Raw genomic sequence first — 20,609 nt, forward strand, 5'->3', positions numbered from 1 at the left:
GCCAGCGACTTGGAATACATTTTTTGCCAAATCAATTGATAATGTGCTAATTTTCATGACGGACGTTCCCTTTTAACTGAGTGTGAGTTAACCAGTTTGGCGCATTGACGCCGTTTAGGGGAGCGTCCATCTCATCATCCATAATCTAGCCCCTGCAATTGGTGAAATAAATGCCGACCGCTCAAATTTCCGCTATGGAATGGTTACAACCAGCAGCGCCAACTACGGCGCATGCCCTGTGAAAATAGATTTTAAACAGCGCGTATTCGAACCACCACTTTATGCAAGAAAACGTATAGCAGACACCTATTTTTATATGCAAAAAACCTATGACTTAAAAATATCAGATAAGCAACGCACCTTGTTTGAGTCATGGCAAAAACTCGAGATAGCCGAAATAAGCAATAGAAAAGCACTGTAAAATTTGTACACCTGTTTACAAAACTACAACCGTACTCTATTGCCTTACCTCTTTCTTGTTGATATTTTTTAAACAATCATTTACAGGAAAGTAAACAAATGTTTAAAAATAACAAACTCGCAGTAGCAATCTTTTTTGCGGTGTCAGGCCTCTCTTTATCTGGCTGTGGTGGCGGAGGTTCATCAACGCCAACCAACCCAAATACAAGCACGCCTACACCACCCCCAACAAATTCTGGACCAACATGGACTGCGGGTACTTTTGCCTCATCGAGTGAATTTAAAGACCAATGTGCAATACCACGCACGGGCAATGATCCTTACAACAATAACCAACCATACCCAGATAAAGCAGGCTCTGAATTTACAGAGAAAATGTGGTTACGCTCTTGGAGCAATGAAACTTACCTTTGGTACGATGAAATTGAAGATAATAACCCAGATAACTTTAATTCAGTGGCCGCTTATTTTGCACAGTTAAAAACGTTCCAAAAAACAGACTCAGGTGCTAACAAAGATAACTTCCACTTTAGCGAACCGACCGAAGATTACTTTAAAGAAGCGCAATCAGGTGTCGTATCTGGCTACGGAATTAACTGGGCATTTATTAAGAATACTCCTCCGCGTGAGTTGCGCGTTGCTTATCTAGAAGATGATTCGCCAGCCGCTAAAGCAGGTTTACAGCGCGGCGATACTATTCTATCGGTTGACAATGTAAGCATTGATAGCAATACCGCAGCAGGCGTCGATACATTAAACGAAGTACTTTTTAGTCCAACAGCTGGCGAGTCTCACAACTTTAAGTTGCGCAGCAATGATGGCACTGAAAAGTCGATTAATATCGTCGCCGGAAATATCACCAAAACGCCGGTGCAAAACGTTGGCACCATCACTACCGAAAACGGTTTCAAAGTTGGCTACATGCAATTTAATAGCCATATTAGTATTGCTCAGCAAGGACTTATTGATGCGGTCAATCAGTTTAAAGCCGACAATATTGATGAACTCGTAATCGACTTTAGATATAACCGTGGCGGCTTGTTAGCGCTGTCATCGCAGCTTGCTTATATGGTCGCAGGCCCTGCTAATACTCAAGGTTTCTATTACTATCAAACCATTAAAAACGACAAACAACCTGTCGAAAGCCCATTTCCGTTCGTTGATATTGAAGTGGACTACTCAACTTTTGAGGTAACTAATAATACCCTGCCAGATCTTAACTTAGCAAAAGTCTATGTACTGAGCACTGAAAGCACTTGTTCTGCCTCAGAAGCTTTTATAAATGGCTTAAAAGGCATTGATGCTGAAGTTATTTTAATTGGTGGTAAAACCTGTGGTAAACCCTATGGCTTTACCCCAACGCATAACTGCGCCACGACGTATTACACAATTCAGTTTACCGGTGCCAACTTTAAAGGTTTTGGTGAATACGCCGATGGCTTAAACCCAACACCAACACCACAATTTGCAGCTGATGTGAAAGGATGTGTCGTTGCTGATGACTTTGATCACTCTTTAGGCGACCAACAAGAAGGACTCCTCGCGGCCGCTCTTTATCATATTGAAAATGATAGCTGTCCTGTTGTGGCACAAGCATCAGCAACTAAACAGCTAAACTTTGCATCACAAGCAGAACAAGAGACTGGGTTATCGCTTTCACCAAATCGTCCTATTTACAGAGAAAACATGGATTTAACTCGTCCAGTTTCAGCGAAAGGAAAGAGCAATGAGTAAAAAACATGTGCTGACTGTCGCTATGTTAACAAGCTTAGTGGCGTGTAAAAGTACCCAAGCCGAACAACCACAAAATGCCACACTAACGCGAGTCAACCCAGGTGTCATCACTCAGTTGCAACAAGCGATTCAGTCAGCCAAAGGTGGGAGCTTAGTAACGCTCGCTGATGATGTGTTTACAAAAAGCGCAGAACTATTGATTGATCACGGCACCAGTAAAGGTCCAGATGGAATGCCAATTATGGGGGCACATAGCATTCCATCTGAAAAGTTCATATTGCAAAAAGCCGCTGATCAATGCGTACTTTACTACCCTAAAAAAGAGTTGCGTATTCCACTGCCCAATGTGGAATGCGAAGTCAAATAGCAAAAAAGGCGCAGTATGTTACTGCGCCTTTCATTTTCTAGTGCTTCTGATGAATAGCGTTGCTATCCATGCAATTGTCAATAATTAACCCTTGTCAGATATCGCTATTATAGGCTTTGATGAGGACCAAACACTTCGTAATGAATACGCTCGGCTGCCACACCTAAATTAACAAGTTGCTGTTTAATCAAAGCCATAAAAGCAATGGGTCCACAGATATAAAACGCGCCATCGCTAAGCAGTAACTTTTCAGTCAGTAAAGCAACATCCATCAAACCAGTAAAATCGGCTCCGGCTCCTTCTTTAAACCATGTAAAACAACTCAGCCCTTGGTGTGTATTAACTTCTGACAGCAAATAATCTTTAAATGCATATTGCGCAGCGTTATCACAGGCATGTAAATAATGAATAGGCTGGCTAGGTTGCTTGTCAAGTAAGCTTTGCAGCATGGCCAACAAGGGTGTTTGACCAACCCCTGCAGAAATGAATACCACAGAGCAGTTACTTTCACGTAAAACAAAATCACCCGCGGGTGGGTAGACCTCTATGTGCTCGCCCTCATCTAAACTATGTAAATAATTAGAAACCAGTCCTTCTCGCTTCACACTGATCCGATAGTTTTCACCGTTACTTTTTTGTGAGATAGAGTACTGGCGAATTTGAGTATTCTCAGTCTTTTTAGAGTGGACTTTTATACCTAAGTATTGACCAGGTAAGTGCGACACAACGGGCTTTCCATCACAAGGAGTGAGGGTAAAGCTGGTAATAGAATCTGACTCAACGTGTTTTTTAGTGATCGTAAACAAACGAGTACCAAACCAGCCCCCTTTAGCTTGTTTAGTTTTTTGATATAGCGCCATTTCTTCTGTAATGCATACATCGGCAAGCAATGCATATGCTTCACGCCACGCATATTCAACCTCAGGGGTAAATTGCTCTGGCAATAACTCTTTTAAGGTCGCAATTAAATGCCCACCAACAATCGAGTAGTGTTCTGGCAAAATATGGTAACTCGTGTGTTTATGGTTAATACGCGCTAACGCACTTTTTAAGACCTCAAGATTATCAATATTTGCAGCATAAGCAGCTAACGCATTGAATAATGCAAATTGCTGATGCCCTGATTTTTGATGGGTCATATTAAAAATATTTTTTAGCTCAGGATTATAACTAAACATACGATCATAAAAGTACTCAGTAACTTGCGGACCTGCTTCTGCAAGCAAAGGCAGTGTACTTTTTACAACCTGGATCGTTTTTTCAGATAACATATTTTTTCCTATTCAAGAGTAGTTAACCTGGACGGCCATCAACACGACGTTTAAGTAAAATGGGCGCACAATGAAATAAAAATAAAATAAAACCCAGCACCCATAGCAATGCACTTAATTGCCACGCAAGGTGATGGTTTAAAATAGCGGGGAGCAGAGCACGGACAATGGCAGCTCCTGCAATAAGCATAAAGGCGACATTCACGAGTACAGGCACCTGTAAAGGACGACTTGTATGGCCATGCGATACACGCACCATCATGGCAAGAATCATTAAGCCAATCGTGCCAACAGTGACAAGATGCAACGCATCTTTAAAGAGTATGAGTGGGCTGTAAAAGCTAACAGCGATTAACGCTAAACCTATTGCCAGTGCCCAATAAGCAAAATGCAGAGACCACAATAAAGGCACTTTTAATACACCTGCATGCCACCACAAAATACTGCGATAAAAATGCAAGGTAGCTAGCCATGCGAATACCCAGCCAACACTCAATGTGTTAAAAAATAACTGGCTTAAGAAATACCAAGCAATGGCAAATAACGAACTGAATAGCAGTAGCTTATCAAGCTTAGAGCTGCGCACTTGTTCAGTAATATTAAGACCGCGTGCGGTAAAAAAAGGCACAACACGCCCCGCAACAACCCCCACCAATAACACCATGAGTAAAACGGCGGTATCAACAATACTTAGCGCAAAGGAAAACTTTTGCAAAACGACCAAACTGAGGAAAATCATATTGCACGCGCATAGCATGGCGGTAATAAAAATGAACAAATAATTATGACGGCTTTTAGCCTGTAAGAGCATATCAGTCAAAATAGCAATACCAGCCAACCACCACACAAGCTGAAATCCCCCTACCAAGTAAAGGTTAAGTTGACTAATACCATTTACGTCAACAAAGAAACTGCCGCGTGCGATAACCCAAGTCACACTAAGTAAACACAATTTAATACCGCTAACACTTGGCACACCTGTCCACGTTTGCGCTGCGGTCAGTAAGAATCCCATAGCAACGACCCCTGCAAACCCAAATAGCATTTCATGGGCATGCCACAGCGTAGCAGGCATTGTTAACTGCCAACTTGCATAGCCACTCAGAATTAGCAGCCAGTAGCTCATAGATAAAACAGCCAAAATACCAGCCCCTAAAAAGAAAGGTCTAAATGCTAATCCCCATACTGGCCATTTACTTAGCTGATAAACATGGATTTTTTTTGGCATTGGCTCTGTTAAATTAATGACTTTCATTGCAACCCTTATTTGCCTGAATTAGTCAGCTTATTGCACAGTTCACGCCAAAAATAAAAACCATTAATTTTCAATCAATTAAAAACAAATCATTGCCTTATGTGTCATAATGACTCACCATTATAAAAGACAAAAGAACACATTTAGGTCAATTTGACATGACAAGCCAAAAAAGCATCCTCGATATTGCATTGGCACTTGCCCACGTAAATCCAAACAAAAACGACTTTAGCGATCTACTAAGCTGTATAAGTGAATGGATACACTGTGATGCCGTTGCCCTACTTATTAAGCAGGGCGAAACGTTAAAACCCGTCGCCCAGCGCGGCTTGTCTCAAGACACTCTTGGCAGACGCTTTGAGATAAACGAGCACCCTCGTTTATTTGAAATTTGCAGAAGCACCCAACCGCTCAAGTTTGCTAAAGAGTGTGAGCTTCCTGACCCTTATGATGGTTTATTACAAAGTCGTGAGGGGGATTTTCCTGTACATGCATGCATGGGGCTGCCCCTTTACAGTCAACAGCAAGATTCACAATTACTGGCTGTTTTAACCTTTGATAGCCTCAACGAATATGCTTTTGATGATGTCCCCCATACTCAGCTCACACAGCTTATGCAATTAGTCGCAGCACATGTTGAAACCCTCCTTACAGTGCAACATTACCAGCAACATGCACAGCACAATCACCAACTAGCTCAGCAACTTAATCTTGAGGCTTTAACCCGAGAAGGTGTTGAAATAATTGGTAATAGCCACTGTATGCAAATACTAAAAAATGATATTCAATTAGTGGCTGCATCGGAGTTTAGCGTACTGATACAAGGCGATACTGGAGTCGGGAAAGAGCTTGTTGCACGTAATATTCATCTCAATTCGAAGCGACGAGAACAACCCTTAATCCACCTTAATTGTGCTTCGTTACCTGAGAATCTGGCAGAAAGTGAATTTTTTGGGCATAGCAAAGGCGCATTTACTGGCGCCCATTCAACTCGCCAAGGTAAATTTCAACTCGCTGATGGCGGAACACTTTTTCTTGATGAAATTGGTGAATTACCCTTAGCAATGCAAAGTAAGTTGTTGCGCGTACTGCAAAGTGGCGAAGTGCAAACCGTGGGTGAAGATCAAAGTCGTTACGTTGATGTACGCGTTATTGCAGCAACAAATCGCGATTTAAAACAAGAAGTTGCTGAAGGACGTTTTCGCGCAGATCTTTATCATAGGCTGCGCGTTTACCCACTTAACGTACCCGCACTAAAAGAGCGCGAAAATGATGTGATTCTTTTGGCTGGCTTTTTTGTTGAGCAAACTGCGCGCAAACTTGCTATAAAACAGCTAAAACTGGGTATCGACACGCAAATATTGCTACGCCAATATGATTGGCCTGGTAATGTGAGAGAGCTTGAACACGTGATAAGTAGAGCTGCTTTGAAAGCCAAACAACAACAATGGCAACAGAAAATCATCACCATTGAACCACAGCACTGTGATATAGAAAAACGTGCTACAAACACGCACACAACGACTCAGCTTATCAATACCAATACATCCTCGCTGTCATTAAAAGAAGCTACCGATGCGTTTAGTTATCAGATGATTATGCAGCAACTAGAACAGCACAACTTAAACTGGGCAGCCACTGCCCGCACGCTTAAAGTCGACAGGGCCAACCTTGTGAGGCTGGCCAAACGCTTGGGTATTAACGTAAAAAAGTCGCTCTAGTTTTTTAATTTTTTAAAATAGGCTTTTAGTAGCTGGCTAAATGCCTGTACTTTCGCGGTGCGGTGCACCAAGTGATGTGTTACCAACCAGAGGTCGGTCGGCCAAACGAGTTCTTTTGCAAGCACAGGCACTAAATCTGGGTATTGATCTGCGACCTCATGCTGTAAACCACCAATGCCCAGCCCCCTAACAATAGCACGCGTTGCTTCTGATGTTTCTGATACTCTAAGCTTGATTTGTGCGGGTGCTATGTGCTCATCAACCCAAGCAAAATAAGGCACTTTAGCGTTGTAACCAGCTACACCCGACACAAAACTATGCTGCTCTAACTGCTGTAAGGTTTTCGGCAAACCATATTTTTCAATGTAGCTTTTTGAAGCATAAAACCCGGACGATAACTCAGCCAAATGCTGAGCAATATAATCTCCTTCATCAGGGCGAGGGCCTGCACGTACAGCAATATGAGCTTGACCATGGTCAAGACGTAATCGGTTTTGGTCAAGGATCACTTCAAGCCGTACTTGCGGGTGTAGGCTCTGAAACTGTTCGCATACTTCACTTAATACATCAATGAAACCACTGACCGTTGTCAGTAATAAACTGCCACGCAGTTGACTGTCGGCAGCAATAATATCGTTGTGTAGCTTTTCGAGCTCTGCATTAATCGCTTTCGCTGTCGCAAAGAGCTTTGCACCTATTTCTGTCACGGTGTAACCACGCGCATGGCGATGAAATAAGCGTGCATCAAGATTCTCTTCTAAGTTATTAACCCTTCTGAGTACCGTGCTGTGATGAACACCCAAAGATTCTGCCGCGGCAGTTAATGTGCCTAGTCGTGCGACTTCATAAGCAACTTTTACATCTTGCCAATCATCAAATTGAATTGCCATAGCGCCCTCTTGTGTGCGTATATGCACATAAGTTTTGCGTTTATTTGGCTTTTCTGCAAGCTGTTTTTTGCTAAAGTTAAGGTATCAACCGTGAAGCTTAAAAGGAAGCCATCATGACAGCACCAAAAATCATTGCCCTCGCAGGCAGCTTACGTAAAGACAGCTTTAATCAAAAACTAATTAATGAAGCAGCACGCTTCGCCCTTGAAAGCGGTGCTGAAGTAGAAGTGCTTAAACTAAGCGATTTAGACTTACCACTATTCGATGAAGATATAGAAGCACAAGGTACACCTGCAGGTGCACAACGTTTAAAAGATAAACTACGTGCTGCCGACGGTATTTTATTAGCAAGCCCAGAATATAATGGCTCTATTACAGCACCTTTAAAGAATGCCATCGACTGGGCTTCGCGAACTGAGCAAGGTGCAGTGCCTGCATTTCGTAACAAAGTAACGGCACTTTTTGCGTCATCACCTGGTGGTTTAGGCGGCCTACGTGGTTTAAATCATGTACGCGATATTTTATCCGGCATCGGTAGCCTAGTATTAGCTGACCAACTTGCAGTGCCCGCTATCCACACGAAATTAGATGAACACGGCCGCATTAACGATGCCGATACTGCCGAACAAGTTGCCAGTCTTGCACAGCAGCTTGTCAGTGTCGCCAGTAAATTAAATAAGTAAGCGTTTAACTCAACTTTGTCGCTGCTAATTTTGCAGCGATGAAGTCTTCATGAGTCACATACAGAAGACTCGCGACACGGCGAATAACTAATTCTTCATGTTTATCAAGTTCGCCATCAGCGTACGCTAAACGCCATAACAGCTCGATGATATCGATGCGCTGCTCGGCACTGCACTGAGCGTTAATTTGCTTAGAAAATTGGAAGTAATCAATCGCTTCATCTAAGTTTTTCGACGCACCTTCTACAAGCTCCAGCACTTCTTCGTCTGATAAAGAAAAGTATTTCTTTAAGGTGTTGTTCAGTGCCTGTTGCTCATCATCTTGTAACTCATTGTCAGCGCGCATCACCTCAATTAATAGTGCAGCAACAGCCGTTTTGAGGTCATGTTCGCTAATGTTAGATTGGCTGTTGTCCATTGCTGAAAAGAGCTGTTTTATTTTACTGAGCATCACATTGTCCCTTTTGGGTGTTAAACTACGTATAGATGTAACGTTACCTTAGTTTGACTATGGATGCTAATTCATGGTTCAACGATGCGATGAATTAACGCATTAATCACATGGAGTTAAGTGTTTATGAGTGGAGTTAGAAGTACACAAGCACTACTGATCAGCGCGATGATATTGATTGCGGGGTGCAGTGCTGCCCAGGCCGCAAAAGGCGAAACCGAGAAACTCTACGACTTTGATGAGAAAGTCCATTACTATCAAACCAAATTGGCAGATGGTCGTTATCATCTTGAAATTCAATCTGATGATTACCCACATTTCAAAAATCAAAGCGTCTTTTTACTGCGTCATGCTAGCCGGTTATGTAAGGACAAACCTTTTATGTTAAGAGTGACTGATGGCGTACAAGAGTACGAGCGCTTTCCTACGAAACCACGTGCCTACCAGCCACCTTTAACCGTAGTATTGCAATGTGAAGACGACGCTAATTAACCAAAAGGCTGGATAATAAATCGGTATCCAGCGGCTACTATTAACGCCAACTTCTTGAGTTTACTTGGAGCTAGTTAATCAGTGTAGCCCCACGGAGCGTTTGGAGGTGTAATCGGTTTTGTTAAGTCAAAGTCAACACGAAACTCACGACCCTCACGCACTAAACGGTAGGTGAATTGTTTTGGGTAAATATACATTTGCCACGTATTACCCATCGACTGCGGAATACCTTGGCTTGCAAACAACTCTTTTGAATATTGATCTGCAGGAAATGACTGAGCATTCACAAAGCCAGCATCAACAGTATGACCGCCATACATTGTAGACGCATCATCGCTGCCATCTTTATGGCGATGGTCGTGCTTTAAACTCAAACCACTGCCTGTTTTAGTTATGATCCATGTACGCGACGCATCATCACCAACATGAAATGGTACTTGCAACTCACGCTCGTTACAGTGGCGCACATTCATAATAAGCTTTTTACCCGCAAACGAGCTTGGCCCAGTGGCATTATCAACCGTAACTTTTCCCTCATACGCTTTGCCACAATGCGCTGCAATATTATTAAAAAAGCCATCATGGCTCGGTATTGACACTAACGGCGCTGGACGTGCAATTGCCACTGATGATGCTGTCACTAGCATTGAAGCCACTAAATATTTCATGGTGTGTTCCTTAAATAAAAAATACGTGTTTTAGATTAGCGATTTATACATGACAAAGAAAGCAATCACGATAAGTAATAAATAAAAACGCGGCTTACGCCGCGTTTAGGTTCCACATGTAATACACGTTTATTGCCAAGGTCTCGTGGCTGCAAGTTGCTTTTCAAAAGCATCTATTTGGCCGTTAAGCGTCTCGGTTACTCCGATAAAATCTAGGCCACTTAATAAACGTTCTTTAATGTCATGACGAATATCAAAATGAATGGTCTCAAATTTATCGCTACGAAGTTGCTGATTTTCTAAATCTACCTCAATATGAATATCATCATGCTGCTCACTCAGTACAAATAATCGCTCAAGTGTTTCTGCCGGTAATGCGATAGCAAGCATTTGGTTATTGCCGCAGTTATTAAAGAAAATATCTGCAAAGCTTTCCGCTAAAATGACTTCAAAACCATATTGCTTTAATGCCCATGGCGCATGCTCACGCGATGAACCACAACCAAAATTATCGCGAGTTAAAAGAATTTGCGCACCTTGGTAACAAGGGCGATTCAAAATAAACTCAGGGTTTGGCTCGCCATTATCTAAGTAACGCCAATCATAAAAAAGCGCCGCATCAAAGCCATCACGACTTGTCGAAGTTAAAAACTGCTTTGGAATAATTTGGTCAGTATCTACATTGTTTTTATCTAACGGGGCCATTAAGCCACTAAAATAGATGCTCATTAGGCTTCTCCTCTGATATCAACAAAACGACCATGAATTGCAGCTGCCGCAGCCATTGCTGGGCTAACTAAGTGAGTGCGCCCACCGCGACCTTGGCGTCCTTCAAAGTTACGATTTGAGGTCGATGCACAGCGTTTACCTGCTTCTAATCGGTCGTCATTCATTGCTAAACACATTGAACACCCCGGCTCACGCCATTCAAACCCTGCTGCCTTAAAGATATCAGCAAGTCCTTCGTCTTCTGCTTGCTTTTTAACAAGGCCAGAGCCTGGAACAATCAATGCCTCTACACCGGCTGCAACTTGCTTACCTTCAACAATCTGTGCAGCGGCACGTAAGTCTTCAATACGACTATTAGTACATGAACCAATAAATACCGTATCAACCGTTGCTGAAGACAGCTTGTCACCCGCCTTTAAGCCCATGTATTTCAGTGCGCTGCGAATCGCATCGGCTTTAATTAAATCAGGCTCTTGGTCTGGGTCTGGAATACACTCATCTACGCCAATAACTTGTTCAGGGCTGGTGCCCCAAGTAATTTGCGGTTGAATGTCGGCTGCTTGTAATTCAACAACATGGTCAAACTGCGCGCCTTCGTCCGTTTTTAGTGTTTGCCAATAGGCAACTGCTGCGTCAAAGTCATCGCCTTTTGGTGCAAATGGGCGACCTTTTAAATAATCATAGGTAGTTTGATCAGGTGCAATTAAACCGGCTTTTGCGCCCATTTCAATGCTCATGTTACACAGCGTCATGCGTGCTTCCATTGACAGTGCTTCAATGCCTTCACCACAAAATTCAGCTACATACCCAGTGCCACCCGCGGTCCCTAGCTTACCAATGACCGCCATAATTAGGTCTTTCGCTGTGACTGTTGGGCGTAAACGACCATTAATTTGAATTTTTAACGACTTGGCTTTTTTCTGCTGTAAGGTTTGGGTTGCTAATACGTGCTCGACCTCTGAGGTACCAATACCGTGCGCAAGTGCACCAAACGCACCATGGGTTGAAGTATGACTGTCACCACAAACAATGGTCGTACCCGGTAAGGTAATGCCCTGCTCAGGCCCCATTACATGCACAATACCTTGATTAATCGAATTTAAATCATAAAGTTGAATACCAAACTCTTTACAGTTTGCATCCAGTGCCATTAACTGGTTTTTAGACACTTCGCTTGCAGCATCTAACGAACGGCTTTTTGTTGAAACGTTATGATCCATGGTTGCAAAGGTTTTTTCTGGGCAACGCACTTTGCGGTTTTTCTCACGCAGACCTGCAAACGCTTGTGGTGATGTTACTTCGTGAACTAAATGACGGTCGATATACAGTAAATCGGTTTGATCATTAATACTGGCGACCACATGGGCTTGCCAAATTTTATCATATAAGGTTTGGGCCACTTGCTATTCCCTCGTTTTAGCTGCACTGAATGACGAGTTCAGCGCAATCAATTTTAATTAAATACGTGCAACAATTGCTGCAGCAACATCACTGGTGGTATACCCTGCATTTGGATAGATATCAGGCGTACCCACACCGGCTTCAACCGCCTCTGCCACCGCTTTTTCGATAGTCCGTGCCGCTTCATCTTGTCCAAGCGAGTAACGCAACATAAGTGCAGCACTTAAAATTTGCGCAATCGGGTTTGCCACCCCTTTTCCAGCAATATCGGGGGCAGAGCCACCCGCAGGTTCATACAAACCAAAGCCAGACTGGTTTAAACTCGCCGATGGTAATAAGCCCATAGAGCCTGTGATCATCGCGCATTCATCCGACAAAATATCGCCAAATAGGTTATCGCAAAGTAGTACATCAAATTGGCTTGGTTGCTTCACTAATTGCATCGCCGCATTATCAACATAAATGTAATCGAGGCTTACTTCTGGGTAGTCTTTACTGACTTCGGTGACCACTTCTCGCCACAGTACACTTGACGCTAACACGTTGGCTTTATCAACCGATGTAACATGGTTACTACGTAGTTTTGCCGCTTCAAACGCAAAGCGAGCAATGCGTTCAATTTCTTTACGCGAATAGGTTTGCGTGTCGAATGCGGTCTCTTGTTCGCCTTCACCGCTACGCCCTTTTTCACCAAAATAAATACCGCCCGTTAACTCACGTACACATAAAATATCAAAGCCTTGTGCGCTAATATCTGCACGAAGTGGTGAGGCTGCACTTAAGGCTGGTAGCAACTGTGCGGGGCGTAAATTACAAAACAAACCAAAATGCTTACGCAGTGGCAACAACGAAGCACGCTCAGGTTGCTCATTCGGTGGTAAGTTCTCCCATTTTGGGCCGCCTACAGAGCCAAATAAAATAGCATCAGCATTTTCACACGCAGTAAGTGTACTTTGCGGCAATGCTTGACCAAATTCATCAATCGCAGCGCCACCTATCGCATGGTGATGACGAGTCAATGTAAAACCAAACTTTTCACTTACAGCATCCAATACGGTTTCTGCTGCAGCCATTACTTCTGGACCAATGCCATCGCCTGCTAATACGGCGATGCTGTAATTAGATTGACTCATCCTGCTTTCCTTTGTTGTTTTAAATCAGACACTTTTTGTGCACGATAAATTAAGTTATACACACGGATCATGGCACGCACTGAGGCTTCAACGACATCTGCCGCAATGCCCGCACCGTGATAAGGGCGACCATCGTATTTAGCAATAATATTTACTTGGCCTAATGAACTTGCGCCTTGCCCTGTGGCTTCAAGGTTGTATTCAATCATCTCAACCGACATACCCGTTAAACGCTCAATTGCCAAAAACGAGGCTTCTACCGGGCCATTGCCCGTTGCAGCTTCTTGCTTAGATACACCGTCAATGGTCATGCCAATCGTAGAACTGGCAACCGATTGCGAATTAGACGTTGAGTTAACAAACTCAAGTTGATACTTCTCGTCTTTATCTCTGATTTGATTGAAGTAAATCATCGCTTCTAAGTCATAGTCATACACCGTGCCTTTTTGGTCTGCTAATGCTAAAAAGCTCTCGTATAAGCTATCCATGTCGTAGTCAGACTTTTGATAACCTAACTCTTCTAAACGGTGCTCAATAACATGACGCCCTGAACGCGATGTCATGTTTAATTGATTACTGGGCACACCCACACTTTCTGGCGACATGATCTCGTAAGTATTCTGCGCTTTTAAAACGCCGTCTTGGTGAATACCCGAGCTGTGCGCAAACGCATTCTCACCAACAATGGCTTTGTTTGGCTGGACCGGCATATTACATATCTTCGCCACTTGACGAGAAGCGCGGTAAATTTCTTCACTGTGAATATCGGTATGCACTTTTAAGTGGTCTTCACGCATTTTCATGATCATCGCCACTTCTTCAAGCGAGCAGTTACCTGCACGCTCACCTATGCCGTTAATCGTACACTCAATTTGGCGAGCGCCCGCCTGCACCGCAGCAATTGAATTCGCCACTGCTAAACCTAAATCGTTATGACAATGCACACTTAAGCGCGCCTTATCGATGTTGGGCACATTATTCATTAAGTGATGGATCATCGCCGCATACTCGTCTGGCGTTACATAGCCCACGGTATCAGGTAAGTTGATGGTCGATGCACCTGCATCAATGGCCTTTTCAACGATACGGCATAAATCCCAATGTGGTGTACGGCCAGCATCTTCACACGAAAATTCCACGTCATCAGTATAGTGACGAGCAAGCTTAATCGACTTTACAGCCATGGCGGTGGCGTCGTCTAAGCTCATTCGTAGTTTATGTTCAAGGTGTAATGGACTGGTTGCAATAAAGGTATGAATACGCCCTTGCTCTGCTGGGCGTAGCGCTTCACCACAGGCTTCAATGTCTTTTGCAACCGCACGCGCTAAACCACAAATAATTGGTCCTTTTACTTCGGTCGCAATACGCTGTACTGAGCGAAAATCTGCCGGGCTTGATACCGGAAAACCCACTTCCATTACATCCACGTTTAAGCGGCTAATGGTATGCGCAAGTTGAATTTTATCGTCTTCTGTTAGGCTCGCTTTAAGCGCTTGCTCACCATCACGTAACGTTGTGTCAAAAATCCAAACCTTATCTTTCATAAACTGTCCTCGTTCCCAATGACCCATTAGCGAGATAAAAAAAACCCCGCGCTTGCGGGGTTTTATAATGTTTTACAAATGCAAATACACTAAGCCCCGCCTACTCGCTTAAGCAGTAAGAGGTTCAGTTTTAATGTAATTAAACGTGTCATTTGCATCTTTATTTACTAAATGTGTGTTCAGTGAGCTGTATTTTTAACATTCAACAAACAGGCTTGCAAGCATAATTTTTCCACAAAAGCGATTTTATCACCACAATTTTAGAAATAAAAATCCACAAAAAGACCAACTTCAGGTTAACCTTCCCACACAACCCGTATGAGACGTTTAAAATTTCGGACGGTAAAGCTTCTATTGCTTAGATTAACTTTTAAATGTAATGGTTATCACGCACACATAAAGTAACAGCAGGAGGAAAAAATCTAATTATTTAGTCAGGTGTTCAAAAAACATCATCAATTCTCACGCCATTGCGCTTGCCCTGAGCCAAGTTCATGTAATACACGATCAGTTCTATTTCTTCCCGAGGGCGCATTAGATAGCCAAACGTTGATTTCACCTGTCTCGCTCATTCCTATTATTAAATAAGGTATGATTTCTTTTGCTTTGCGCCCAGTGCTCACAACGGTGTATCTAGGTAAGTTTTTAGCTAATTTATACCCTGCCTTATCTATGGCCACTTCACCGTAGTAAATTCTATTTTCTGATTTATCGAGCCACTCAACCGCCACTTTTTCTGGAAACTTTTGGTCGTATACACCACTTGTTTTGCCTGCACTTTCCCAACAACAACCGAGACTTCCCATAGGAATCCCCCAACTATCATCAAAAGTAATTTTCCGTACCCAAATTTGGTTACCTTTTTGTGTCGCACCTCCTGCAACCATGTAGTCTATTTTTCCCGTTGACGAGCAACCGGCCAATAACAAAGCACATGCAAGTGAGATGAGTGGTTTTATAAACTTGTTCATAGTCACTAAGTGCATTTTTAATTATTCTCACGCCATTGCGCTTGCCCTGAGCCAAGTTCATGTAATACACGGCCTGTGAACCCTGCTGAAGGTGTATTTGATATCCACACTTTTATTTCACCTGTCTCACCCATACCAATAATTAAATAAGGTTTTACATCGTTAAAAACTTTACCTGTGTGCGCAGTAAACGGGGGTAAGTTTTTAGCTAATTTATACCCAGCCTTATCTATGGCCACTTCACCGTAGTAAATTCTATTTTCTGATTTATCGAGCCATTCAACCGCCACTTTTTCAGGGAATTTTTGGTCATACAAACTGACTGTACCGCCAGCCTCAGCATAACAACACTCAATTGCCCCTGATGGTATGCCCCATGTATCATCAAATACCACTGAACGCCCCCAAATAGCATTTCCATTCTCAGTGCCTACGCCTGCTACCATGTAATCTATTTTTCCCGTTGACGAACAACCTGCCAATAACAAAGCACATGCAATTGAGATGAGTGGTTTTATAAACTTGTCCATAGTCGGTATCCATTTATTAGTTGTGATTGCCATTGTGTGCTTATTTCAGCTTGGCTTGGCTGGTTATAAAAAAGCTCGCGCTGTTGGTTTTTGGTGGTAAATTCAGCATCTTCTTCGGGGCCGTGAGCAATTGCATCAATCGTTGCAGCGTATTTAACACTATGATGAATGTAGTCTTTGTATAACGCATGCCATGCTTCACTTTGCGGGCCAAAACTGCGAGCTGTATCTACAATCGATTTAAGCTCGCTTGGTAAAACATAAGGAAAAGCCTGACCATCGGCTTGTTTACGGTTAGCAAGCTCTGCTAAATTTTGCAGCGGCACCCCTTGATTTACAGCCGTTTCGCGCATAAGCGCTAAACTGTAATGCGGCAGAATATTACTTAATTTACGGCGCCAATACGGCCTATAGCTGGTGTAAATTGTATTTTCTGATTTATTCCAAATTCGTTTTGGTTGCCGGTTTATTCTTGGCCGGCTTGCTTTAAATTGAATATTAATTGTTGGCCAATAATATTTTTGCTCAAGTGACTGTTTAAGCTGTACGAGCTCCGTGTCGTGCTCTAACTCACCTGCTTGGCCCGCAATATACTGCAGAGGGTAAAAAATGCTCGTTTCGACGGGGCCATAACCGCCACCAATATCTGAGTGCACACCAGGTAACTCAATTTCTTTGTGGTTTTCTGACAGCAGCTTATTACTACTGAGTAATGAGCTAAGAGGGAATTTATCGCGCTTTTCATCAAATGCAGCTAAGTGCATCACATACCCGGCACTGCTGCTCGCTAAATTTAAATTAACGGGGTAGTCAAGCTCGTCATCGGCGTAAAACTCGCTGTGGTTGTTATCGCCATCGCCGCCAATAGATGCAACACTATCAAATAAGCCCAAAAAACGAATAACAGGCTTAATGCCACCCCAATAATTTGGCTTGTCTTGATATATTGCATTGACCTGATTAACAAACGCTCGCGCTTGGGCTGCACCTCGACTAAAACCAAATACATCTATAAAGCATACTGCAATTGTTTTAAATATATCACGAATCAAATATGCTTCCATTTCGAGTAATGACTTAATAATTCTTTCATCAAAGCTAAACGCCAATCCCATATCTAGTGTTGAATCGCTTTTATTCGCTTTAGTGCCAATCCCTTCTTCATAATGCCTATTTTGAAAAGTCTTAATCGGATATAACTCAAACAACTTAACAACATTCGTGGGCTCTTTGCTGTCTGTTGAGTCTTGTATGTCGTTAAAACGGTTATTACCAGTGCCATCAAAAAACACCCCAAAGCAAGGCGGTTCGGCAAGTAAGGTGAGTTCTACATGGCCTTTAGGTAAAATTTTATGTTGAAGTAGTTGCGGGCCGCCCTTACTACCAATATTGAATGACTTTACAGTGTTTGAATTAAAATAATCTGCAAATTGCTGCTCATTAACAAGAGTAAACTCGGCCTTACCAGCAACAATTGCTTTGAGTGTATAAGATGTATCTTGTGACAGGTTATTAAAACGGTAGTGCTGCGCTGCTTGTTTTTCAACTTCGACCTTGTTGCCATGTGAAAATAGCTGTATCTCTACATCAACATCGCCCAGTACTTTTACAATAATATGCTTTGTTGTTGCACCCGCACCGGTATTAATAACAAGTGTATTAACAAGATTTACTGCCATTGGCATTGCTTGGCTCATTACTTATGCTCCGTATACGTCAACAAGACGACTTTTAGTAATTGGCCCTGCTATGCCATCTACTTGCAACTGCTGCGCAAGCTGGAAAGCTTTAACACCTGTTTGTGTTTTTGATCCATTAATTCCATCAACCTTCCCACAATCAAATCCAAGTAAATTGCAACGCCCTTGCACTCCTGACAAGGTTTCAATAGGGTCTAAGTGCCCCACTTGAATAGCAAAACTTTTTGTAGGTGTGGTGTCTTCGTCATTGAGATATAAATCTACTTGCCCTGTAAGCGTTTCATTTACGGTGAGCTCTACTTCAATTAAACCATCTTCTGCTATGACAGTATCAATTGTTTGCCCTGCGATATTCAGTACAATGCGCTTTCCAGTAATTTGCTCGCCATTTTCGTAAGCTAGTTTTAAACGAAAGAATTCTTTTTCATCATGCACCATAAAGGAGTTTTTACTACCTGTTTTCAGAGGCATGAATTTTTCAACTTTTGCTGGAATAGCAATTACGTCGCCAGGGTAAATTTGGTTAGGATCAGGCCTTAAAGAACGAAACTTAGCATTAAGCGGATGTAAGTAAAGACCATTAGAGGTTCTAAACCCATATTGACGAGCAATGCGTAGCAAGGTTTCGCCTTGCGACACGGTATGTTGTAAGGTCATAATTTATATCCTTATAAATTTATTCATTACGGGAAGGGCTGGCCACCTGCCAGTCTTTGTCATCTAACTCATGAAAGCTTATTTTAGCGTTTTCAAAGTCAGGGCCTGATACGTGGGCATAACCATTACTATCTAATACTCCACTTACTACATGCCCATTACGCAAACGAATTTTATAGCCCATATTTGCTTGTGGGTTACCTGCTTGATCAAGCAACTCAATTTCATATTCTTGTGTTGGTTGAAGCACTGTAAAAGAGGTGGTTTCCACAAGACCTGACGCAGTCACAGTGACAGCATAAACACCTGGCTTAACAACAAAATAATGCTGCCAAAACGATATTTCATCTGGGCGTTTTTTTTCTAATTGCAATGTAATTTGACCATTTGTAGGCCCTTGCCAAACTATATCTATACTGCGGCAATTACTGCAGGAGCCTTCTATATTTAGTTTCCAACCACTAGGAACTCTCAACCCAGTACCTACTGGCGCAGGCTTAGCATGACTAAAACCCAAGTTGTAATCATAAATAAGGTTCGCATTTTTGTAGCCAGTATTTTGTAGCCAGTATATTGTTGAGCTAACATTTCTACCGTTTCAGATGCTTGGATTACATGGGTTGTAAAATTTTGCCGAACTTGGTGAGATGCTTTTAACTGTACCTTGCTATTTGCAACAGGCTTATAAAGAGCTAACGTGGGTTGAAATTGCTGGGTTGCAGTTGGGCGGATAACACGACGAGTATAAATCATGTGTTGATCTAACCTGTTGGGCAGCCCTTCGTTACCATTGCTTTGTAATAGCCTACTTTGTTGATCTCTCAAATTAACTGATGTTGTATTGCTACCAGCCTCTGCGCTATGGTTCTTTGAAATAGTAACGTTTTTTGGGTATAGCGCAATTTGACTACAGACATGGCGAAACTGACTGTAAGAAACTCGCTTCCAACCATTTTGGTTAATCCAAAACTGGCAGCGTTTATCATCTCGAAATTGTGAGACCTGATGAGCGTCTAATACGCCGAGTAGGTTATCTTGAATTTTCTTTTGCACACTTTTCGGTAACGAGTATAACAAACTGCGGCTCAGCTCTCGAAAGGTTGGGCTGTTTTTTACCGTTGTTTCTTCGCTCTGTTCTAAAAAATGGGCATGAGTATCATTCACCGGATCCTTGGTGAGCATATGCGTCCTCGCTATTTATTCATTTTATGGCGTAACAGACTATTTAGAATTCAGTCCTAATTTAAACAAAAACGATACACAAAACAGGAACAAAAATCCACCATGCTTTAGGCTGTTTTTTCTACACTACCTTTACTGTCTCGCACATACATTGTGGCGCCGCGAGCAATATAACGTAGTTGCCAAATTAGACGCTCTACTAACTCTTCTCGCTGCTGTCCTTCAATATCAAGTGCTTCAGCTCCGGCGTTAAATACTAAAGTCACCATGGCCTCCGCTTGAATATACGCATGGGTGGCATCGCATGGGGTTTCGCTTTCAAGGTAGTGAGCAAGTTCTAAGATAAAGTGTTTAATTTCACGCGCGACAGCAGCACGAAATGCTTTAGAAGTGCCAGAACGTTCACGCAGCAGCAACCTAAACTGGTTACTCGAGTTATCGATAAACTCCATAAAAGTCACAATAGATGTCGTAATGACACTGCCACCACTGGCTATTCGCCTACGTGCTTGACGCATCAATTGGCGCAGCGTTAAACCCGCTTCATCTACCATGGTTAAGCCAAGTTCGTTCATGTCTTTAAAGTGACGGTAAAACGAGGTAGGCGCAATACCGGCCTCACGGGCAACTTCACGCAAGCTTAAATTAGAAAAACTATGATCCGCACTCAATTGATTAAATGCTGCTTCGATTAGTGCTTGTCGTGTTTTTTGTTTCTGTTGCGCTCTAACACCCGACATGGAAACTCCCAGCGTGAATTTTTAATGATTTTTCGGTTAATGAGACAGTCTAATACTTGACGCGGAGAGT

21 protein-coding genes and 1 pseudogene are annotated in these 20,609 nt (G+C 42.6%); 6 read left to right on the plus strand and 16 right to left on the minus strand.

What is annotated here, in order from left to right; translation table 11 throughout:
- Positions 1–136 precede the first annotated feature (136 nt).
- The 3 genes and pseudogenes from JIG41_RS14195 to JIG41_RS14205 all read left to right on the plus strand — a co-directional run.
- A pseudogene (locus tag JIG41_RS14195) lies at positions 137–421 on the plus strand (endonuclease); the annotation flags it as partial.
- Between the two features lie 98 nt (positions 422–519).
- Entirely contained in the window at positions 520–2,154 is a 1,635-nt protein-coding gene (locus JIG41_RS14200) for a S41 family peptidase (RefSeq protein ID WP_199524979.1), read from the plus strand.
- A complete protein-coding gene (locus JIG41_RS14205) occupies positions 2,147–2,521 on the plus strand; it encodes a hypothetical protein (protein WP_074989187.1) in 375 nt (124 codons plus the stop codon). The genes JIG41_RS14200 and JIG41_RS14205 overlap by 8 nt, the downstream gene beginning before the upstream one ends.
- 107 nt (positions 2,522–2,628) lie before the next feature.
- Here the strand turns inward: JIG41_RS14205 and hmpA are convergent, their stop codons facing one another.
- Complete coding sequence (hmpA, locus tag JIG41_RS14210; RefSeq protein WP_199524980.1) at positions 2,629–3,792, minus strand: NO-inducible flavohemoprotein; 1,164 nt, start codon at positions 3,790–3,792, stop codon at positions 2,629–2,631.
- A gap of 22 nt (positions 3,793–3,814) precedes the next feature.
- Positions 3,815–5,047, minus strand: coding sequence for an NnrS family protein (locus JIG41_RS14215; RefSeq protein WP_199524981.1), 1,233 nt, complete (start codon positions 5,045–5,047; stop codon positions 3,815–3,817).
- A gap of 158 nt (positions 5,048–5,205) precedes the next feature.
- On the opposite strand from JIG41_RS14215, the gene norR reads away from it, so the two are divergent.
- On the plus strand, positions 5,206–6,768 hold the full coding sequence (gene norR / locus JIG41_RS14220) for a nitric oxide reductase transcriptional regulator NorR (protein WP_036973447.1): 1,563 nt from the start codon (positions 5,206–5,208) through the stop codon (positions 6,766–6,768).
- Here the strand turns inward: norR and JIG41_RS14225 are convergent.
- On the minus strand, positions 6,765–7,658 hold the full coding sequence (locus JIG41_RS14225; RefSeq protein ID WP_036973449.1) for a LysR family transcriptional regulator: 894 nt from the start codon (positions 7,656–7,658) through the stop codon (positions 6,765–6,767). The genes norR and JIG41_RS14225 overlap by 4 nt on opposite strands.
- A gap of 113 nt (positions 7,659–7,771) precedes the next feature.
- Here JIG41_RS14225 and JIG41_RS14230 point away from each other — a divergent pair, with 113 nt between their 5' ends.
- Positions 7,772–8,341, plus strand: a complete 570-nt coding sequence (locus JIG41_RS14230; RefSeq protein ID WP_074989184.1) for an NADPH-dependent FMN reductase — start codon at positions 7,772–7,774, stop codon at positions 8,339–8,341.
- 4 nt (positions 8,342–8,345) lie between these two features.
- Here JIG41_RS14230 and JIG41_RS14235 read toward each other — a convergent pair whose 3' ends face one another.
- Positions 8,346–8,792, minus strand: a complete 447-nt coding sequence (locus tag JIG41_RS14235) for a TerB family tellurite resistance protein (RefSeq protein ID WP_036973451.1) — start codon at positions 8,790–8,792, stop codon at positions 8,346–8,348.
- Positions 8,793–8,960: 168 nt separating this feature from the next.
- Between JIG41_RS14235 and JIG41_RS14240 the strand changes: the two genes are divergently transcribed.
- Positions 8,961–9,284: a hypothetical protein gene (locus JIG41_RS14240; RefSeq protein WP_371915646.1), complete on the plus strand. Its 324-nt coding sequence runs from the start codon at positions 8,961–8,963 to the stop codon at positions 9,282–9,284.
- A 74-nt stretch (positions 9,285–9,358) separates the two neighbouring features.
- On the opposite strand, the gene JIG41_RS14245 is transcribed toward JIG41_RS14240, so the two are convergent.
- The 12 genes from JIG41_RS14245 to fabR all read right to left on the minus strand — a co-directional run bounded on the left by JIG41_RS14245 (position 9,359) and on the right by fabR (position 20,539).
- On the minus strand, positions 9,359–9,952 hold the full coding sequence (locus JIG41_RS14245) for a hypothetical protein (RefSeq protein WP_199524982.1): 594 nt from the start codon (positions 9,950–9,952) through the stop codon (positions 9,359–9,361).
- A gap of 129 nt (positions 9,953–10,081) precedes the next feature.
- Positions 10,082–10,681, minus strand: coding sequence for a 3-isopropylmalate dehydratase small subunit (gene leuD / locus JIG41_RS14250; protein WP_199524983.1), 600 nt, complete (start codon positions 10,679–10,681; stop codon positions 10,082–10,084).
- Entirely contained in the window at positions 10,681–12,081 is a 1,401-nt protein-coding gene (gene leuC / locus JIG41_RS14255; protein WP_036973457.1) for a 3-isopropylmalate dehydratase large subunit, read from the minus strand. Before leuC ends, leuD begins: the two co-directional genes overlap by 1 nt.
- A gap of 57 nt (positions 12,082–12,138) precedes the next feature.
- A complete protein-coding gene (gene leuB / locus JIG41_RS14260) occupies positions 12,139–13,215 on the minus strand; it encodes a 3-isopropylmalate dehydrogenase (RefSeq protein WP_036973461.1) in 1,077 nt (358 codons plus the stop codon).
- Positions 13,212–14,759: a 2-isopropylmalate synthase gene (gene leuA / locus JIG41_RS14265; protein ID WP_036973462.1), complete on the minus strand. Its 1,548-nt coding sequence runs from the start codon at positions 14,757–14,759 to the stop codon at positions 13,212–13,214. The genes leuB and leuA overlap by 4 nt, the downstream gene beginning before the upstream one ends.
- A 455-nt stretch (positions 14,760–15,214) precedes the next feature.
- Complete coding sequence (locus JIG41_RS14270; RefSeq protein ID WP_199524984.1) at positions 15,215–15,730, minus strand: DUF2931 family protein; 516 nt, start codon at positions 15,728–15,730, stop codon at positions 15,215–15,217.
- Between the two features lie 17 nt (positions 15,731–15,747).
- Complete coding sequence (locus JIG41_RS14275; protein WP_199524985.1) at positions 15,748–16,260, minus strand: DUF2931 domain-containing protein; 513 nt, start codon at positions 16,258–16,260, stop codon at positions 15,748–15,750.
- A complete protein-coding gene (locus JIG41_RS14280) occupies positions 16,245–17,957 on the minus strand; it encodes a DUF2235 domain-containing protein (RefSeq protein WP_199524986.1) in 1,713 nt (570 codons plus the stop codon). The genes JIG41_RS14275 and JIG41_RS14280 overlap by 16 nt, the downstream gene beginning before the upstream one ends.
- Positions 17,958–17,960: 3 nt before the next feature.
- The gene (locus JIG41_RS14285) at positions 17,961–18,617 is read right to left on the minus strand and encodes a peptidoglycan-binding protein (RefSeq protein WP_199524987.1); all 657 of its coding nucleotides are present in this window, start codon (positions 18,615–18,617) and stop codon (positions 17,961–17,963) included.
- Positions 18,618–18,636: 19 nt separating this feature from the next.
- The gene (locus JIG41_RS22865) at positions 18,637–18,990 is read right to left on the minus strand and encodes a hypothetical protein (RefSeq protein WP_249406669.1); all 354 of its coding nucleotides are present in this window, start codon (positions 18,988–18,990) and stop codon (positions 18,637–18,639) included.
- A 110-nt stretch (positions 18,991–19,100) separates the two neighbouring features.
- Positions 19,101–19,799 (minus strand): hypothetical protein, encoded by a 699-nt coding sequence (locus tag JIG41_RS22870; protein ID WP_249406671.1) that lies wholly within the window; start codon positions 19,797–19,799, stop codon positions 19,101–19,103.
- A 107-nt stretch (positions 19,800–19,906) separates the two neighbouring features.
- On the minus strand, positions 19,907–20,539 hold the full coding sequence (gene fabR, locus JIG41_RS14295; protein WP_199524988.1) for an HTH-type transcriptional repressor FabR: 633 nt from the start codon (positions 20,537–20,539) through the stop codon (positions 19,907–19,909).
- Positions 20,540–20,609: the final 70 nt, after the last annotated feature.

The sequence above is a fragment of the Pseudoalteromonas sp. bablab_jr011 genome, from assembly GCF_016464045.1.
In the GTDB taxonomy this organism is placed as follows: domain Bacteria; phylum Pseudomonadota; class Gammaproteobacteria; order Enterobacterales; family Alteromonadaceae; genus Pseudoalteromonas; species Pseudoalteromonas lipolytica.

What these genes read in the sequence shown, in the direction of transcription:
- fabR (WP_199524988.1), bottom strand. Translation starts at nt 20,539, where the DNA reads ATGTCGGGTGTTAGAGCGCAACAGAAACAAAAAACACGACAAGCACTA.
- JIG41_RS14280 (WP_199524986.1), bottom strand. Translation starts at nt 17,957, where the DNA reads ATGAGCCAAGCAATGCCAATGGCAGTAAATCTTGTTAATACACTTGTT.
- hmpA (WP_199524980.1), bottom strand. Translation starts at nt 3,792, where the DNA reads ATGTTATCTGAAAAAACGATCCAGGTTGTAAAAAGTACACTGCCTTTG.
- leuD (WP_199524983.1), bottom strand. Translation starts at nt 10,681, where the DNA reads ATGAGCATCTATTTTAGTGGCTTAATGGCCCCGTTAGATAAAAACAAT.
- JIG41_RS14200 (WP_199524979.1), top strand. Translation starts at nt 520, where the DNA reads ATGTTTAAAAATAACAAACTCGCAGTAGCAATCTTTTTTGCGGTGTCA.
- JIG41_RS14285 (WP_199524987.1), bottom strand. Translation starts at nt 18,617, where the DNA reads ATGACCTTACAACATACCGTGTCGCAAGGCGAAACCTTGCTACGCATT.
- leuB (WP_036973461.1), bottom strand. Translation starts at nt 13,215, where the DNA reads ATGAGTCAATCTAATTACAGCATCGCCGTATTAGCAGGCGATGGCATT.
- norR (WP_036973447.1), top strand. Translation starts at nt 5,206, where the DNA reads ATGACAAGCCAAAAAAGCATCCTCGATATTGCATTGGCACTTGCCCAC.
- JIG41_RS14240 (WP_371915646.1), top strand. Translation starts at nt 8,961, where the DNA reads ATGATATTGATTGCGGGGTGCAGTGCTGCCCAGGCCGCAAAAGGCGAA.
- JIG41_RS14245 (WP_199524982.1), bottom strand. Translation starts at nt 9,952, where the DNA reads ATGAAATATTTAGTGGCTTCAATGCTAGTGACAGCATCATCAGTGGCA.
- JIG41_RS14235 (WP_036973451.1), bottom strand. Translation starts at nt 8,792, where the DNA reads ATGCTCAGTAAAATAAAACAGCTCTTTTCAGCAATGGACAACAGCCAA.
- JIG41_RS14225 (WP_036973449.1), bottom strand. Translation starts at nt 7,658, where the DNA reads ATGGCAATTCAATTTGATGATTGGCAAGATGTAAAAGTTGCTTATGAA.
- leuA (WP_036973462.1), bottom strand. Translation starts at nt 14,759, where the DNA reads ATGAAAGATAAGGTTTGGATTTTTGACACAACGTTACGTGATGGTGAG.
- JIG41_RS14205 (WP_074989187.1), top strand. Translation starts at nt 2,147, where the DNA reads ATGAGTAAAAAACATGTGCTGACTGTCGCTATGTTAACAAGCTTAGTG.
- JIG41_RS14270 (WP_199524984.1), bottom strand. Translation starts at nt 15,730, where the DNA reads ATGAACAAGTTTATAAAACCACTCATCTCACTTGCATGTGCTTTGTTA.
- JIG41_RS14215 (WP_199524981.1), bottom strand. Translation starts at nt 5,047, where the DNA reads ATGAAAGTCATTAATTTAACAGAGCCAATGCCAAAAAAAATCCATGTT.
- JIG41_RS14230 (WP_074989184.1), top strand. Translation starts at nt 7,772, where the DNA reads ATGACAGCACCAAAAATCATTGCCCTCGCAGGCAGCTTACGTAAAGAC.
- JIG41_RS22870 (WP_249406671.1), bottom strand. Translation starts at nt 19,799, where the DNA reads ATGCTCACCAAGGATCCGGTGAATGATACTCATGCCCATTTTTTAGAA.
- JIG41_RS14275 (WP_199524985.1), bottom strand. Translation starts at nt 16,260, where the DNA reads ATGGACAAGTTTATAAAACCACTCATCTCAATTGCATGTGCTTTGTTA.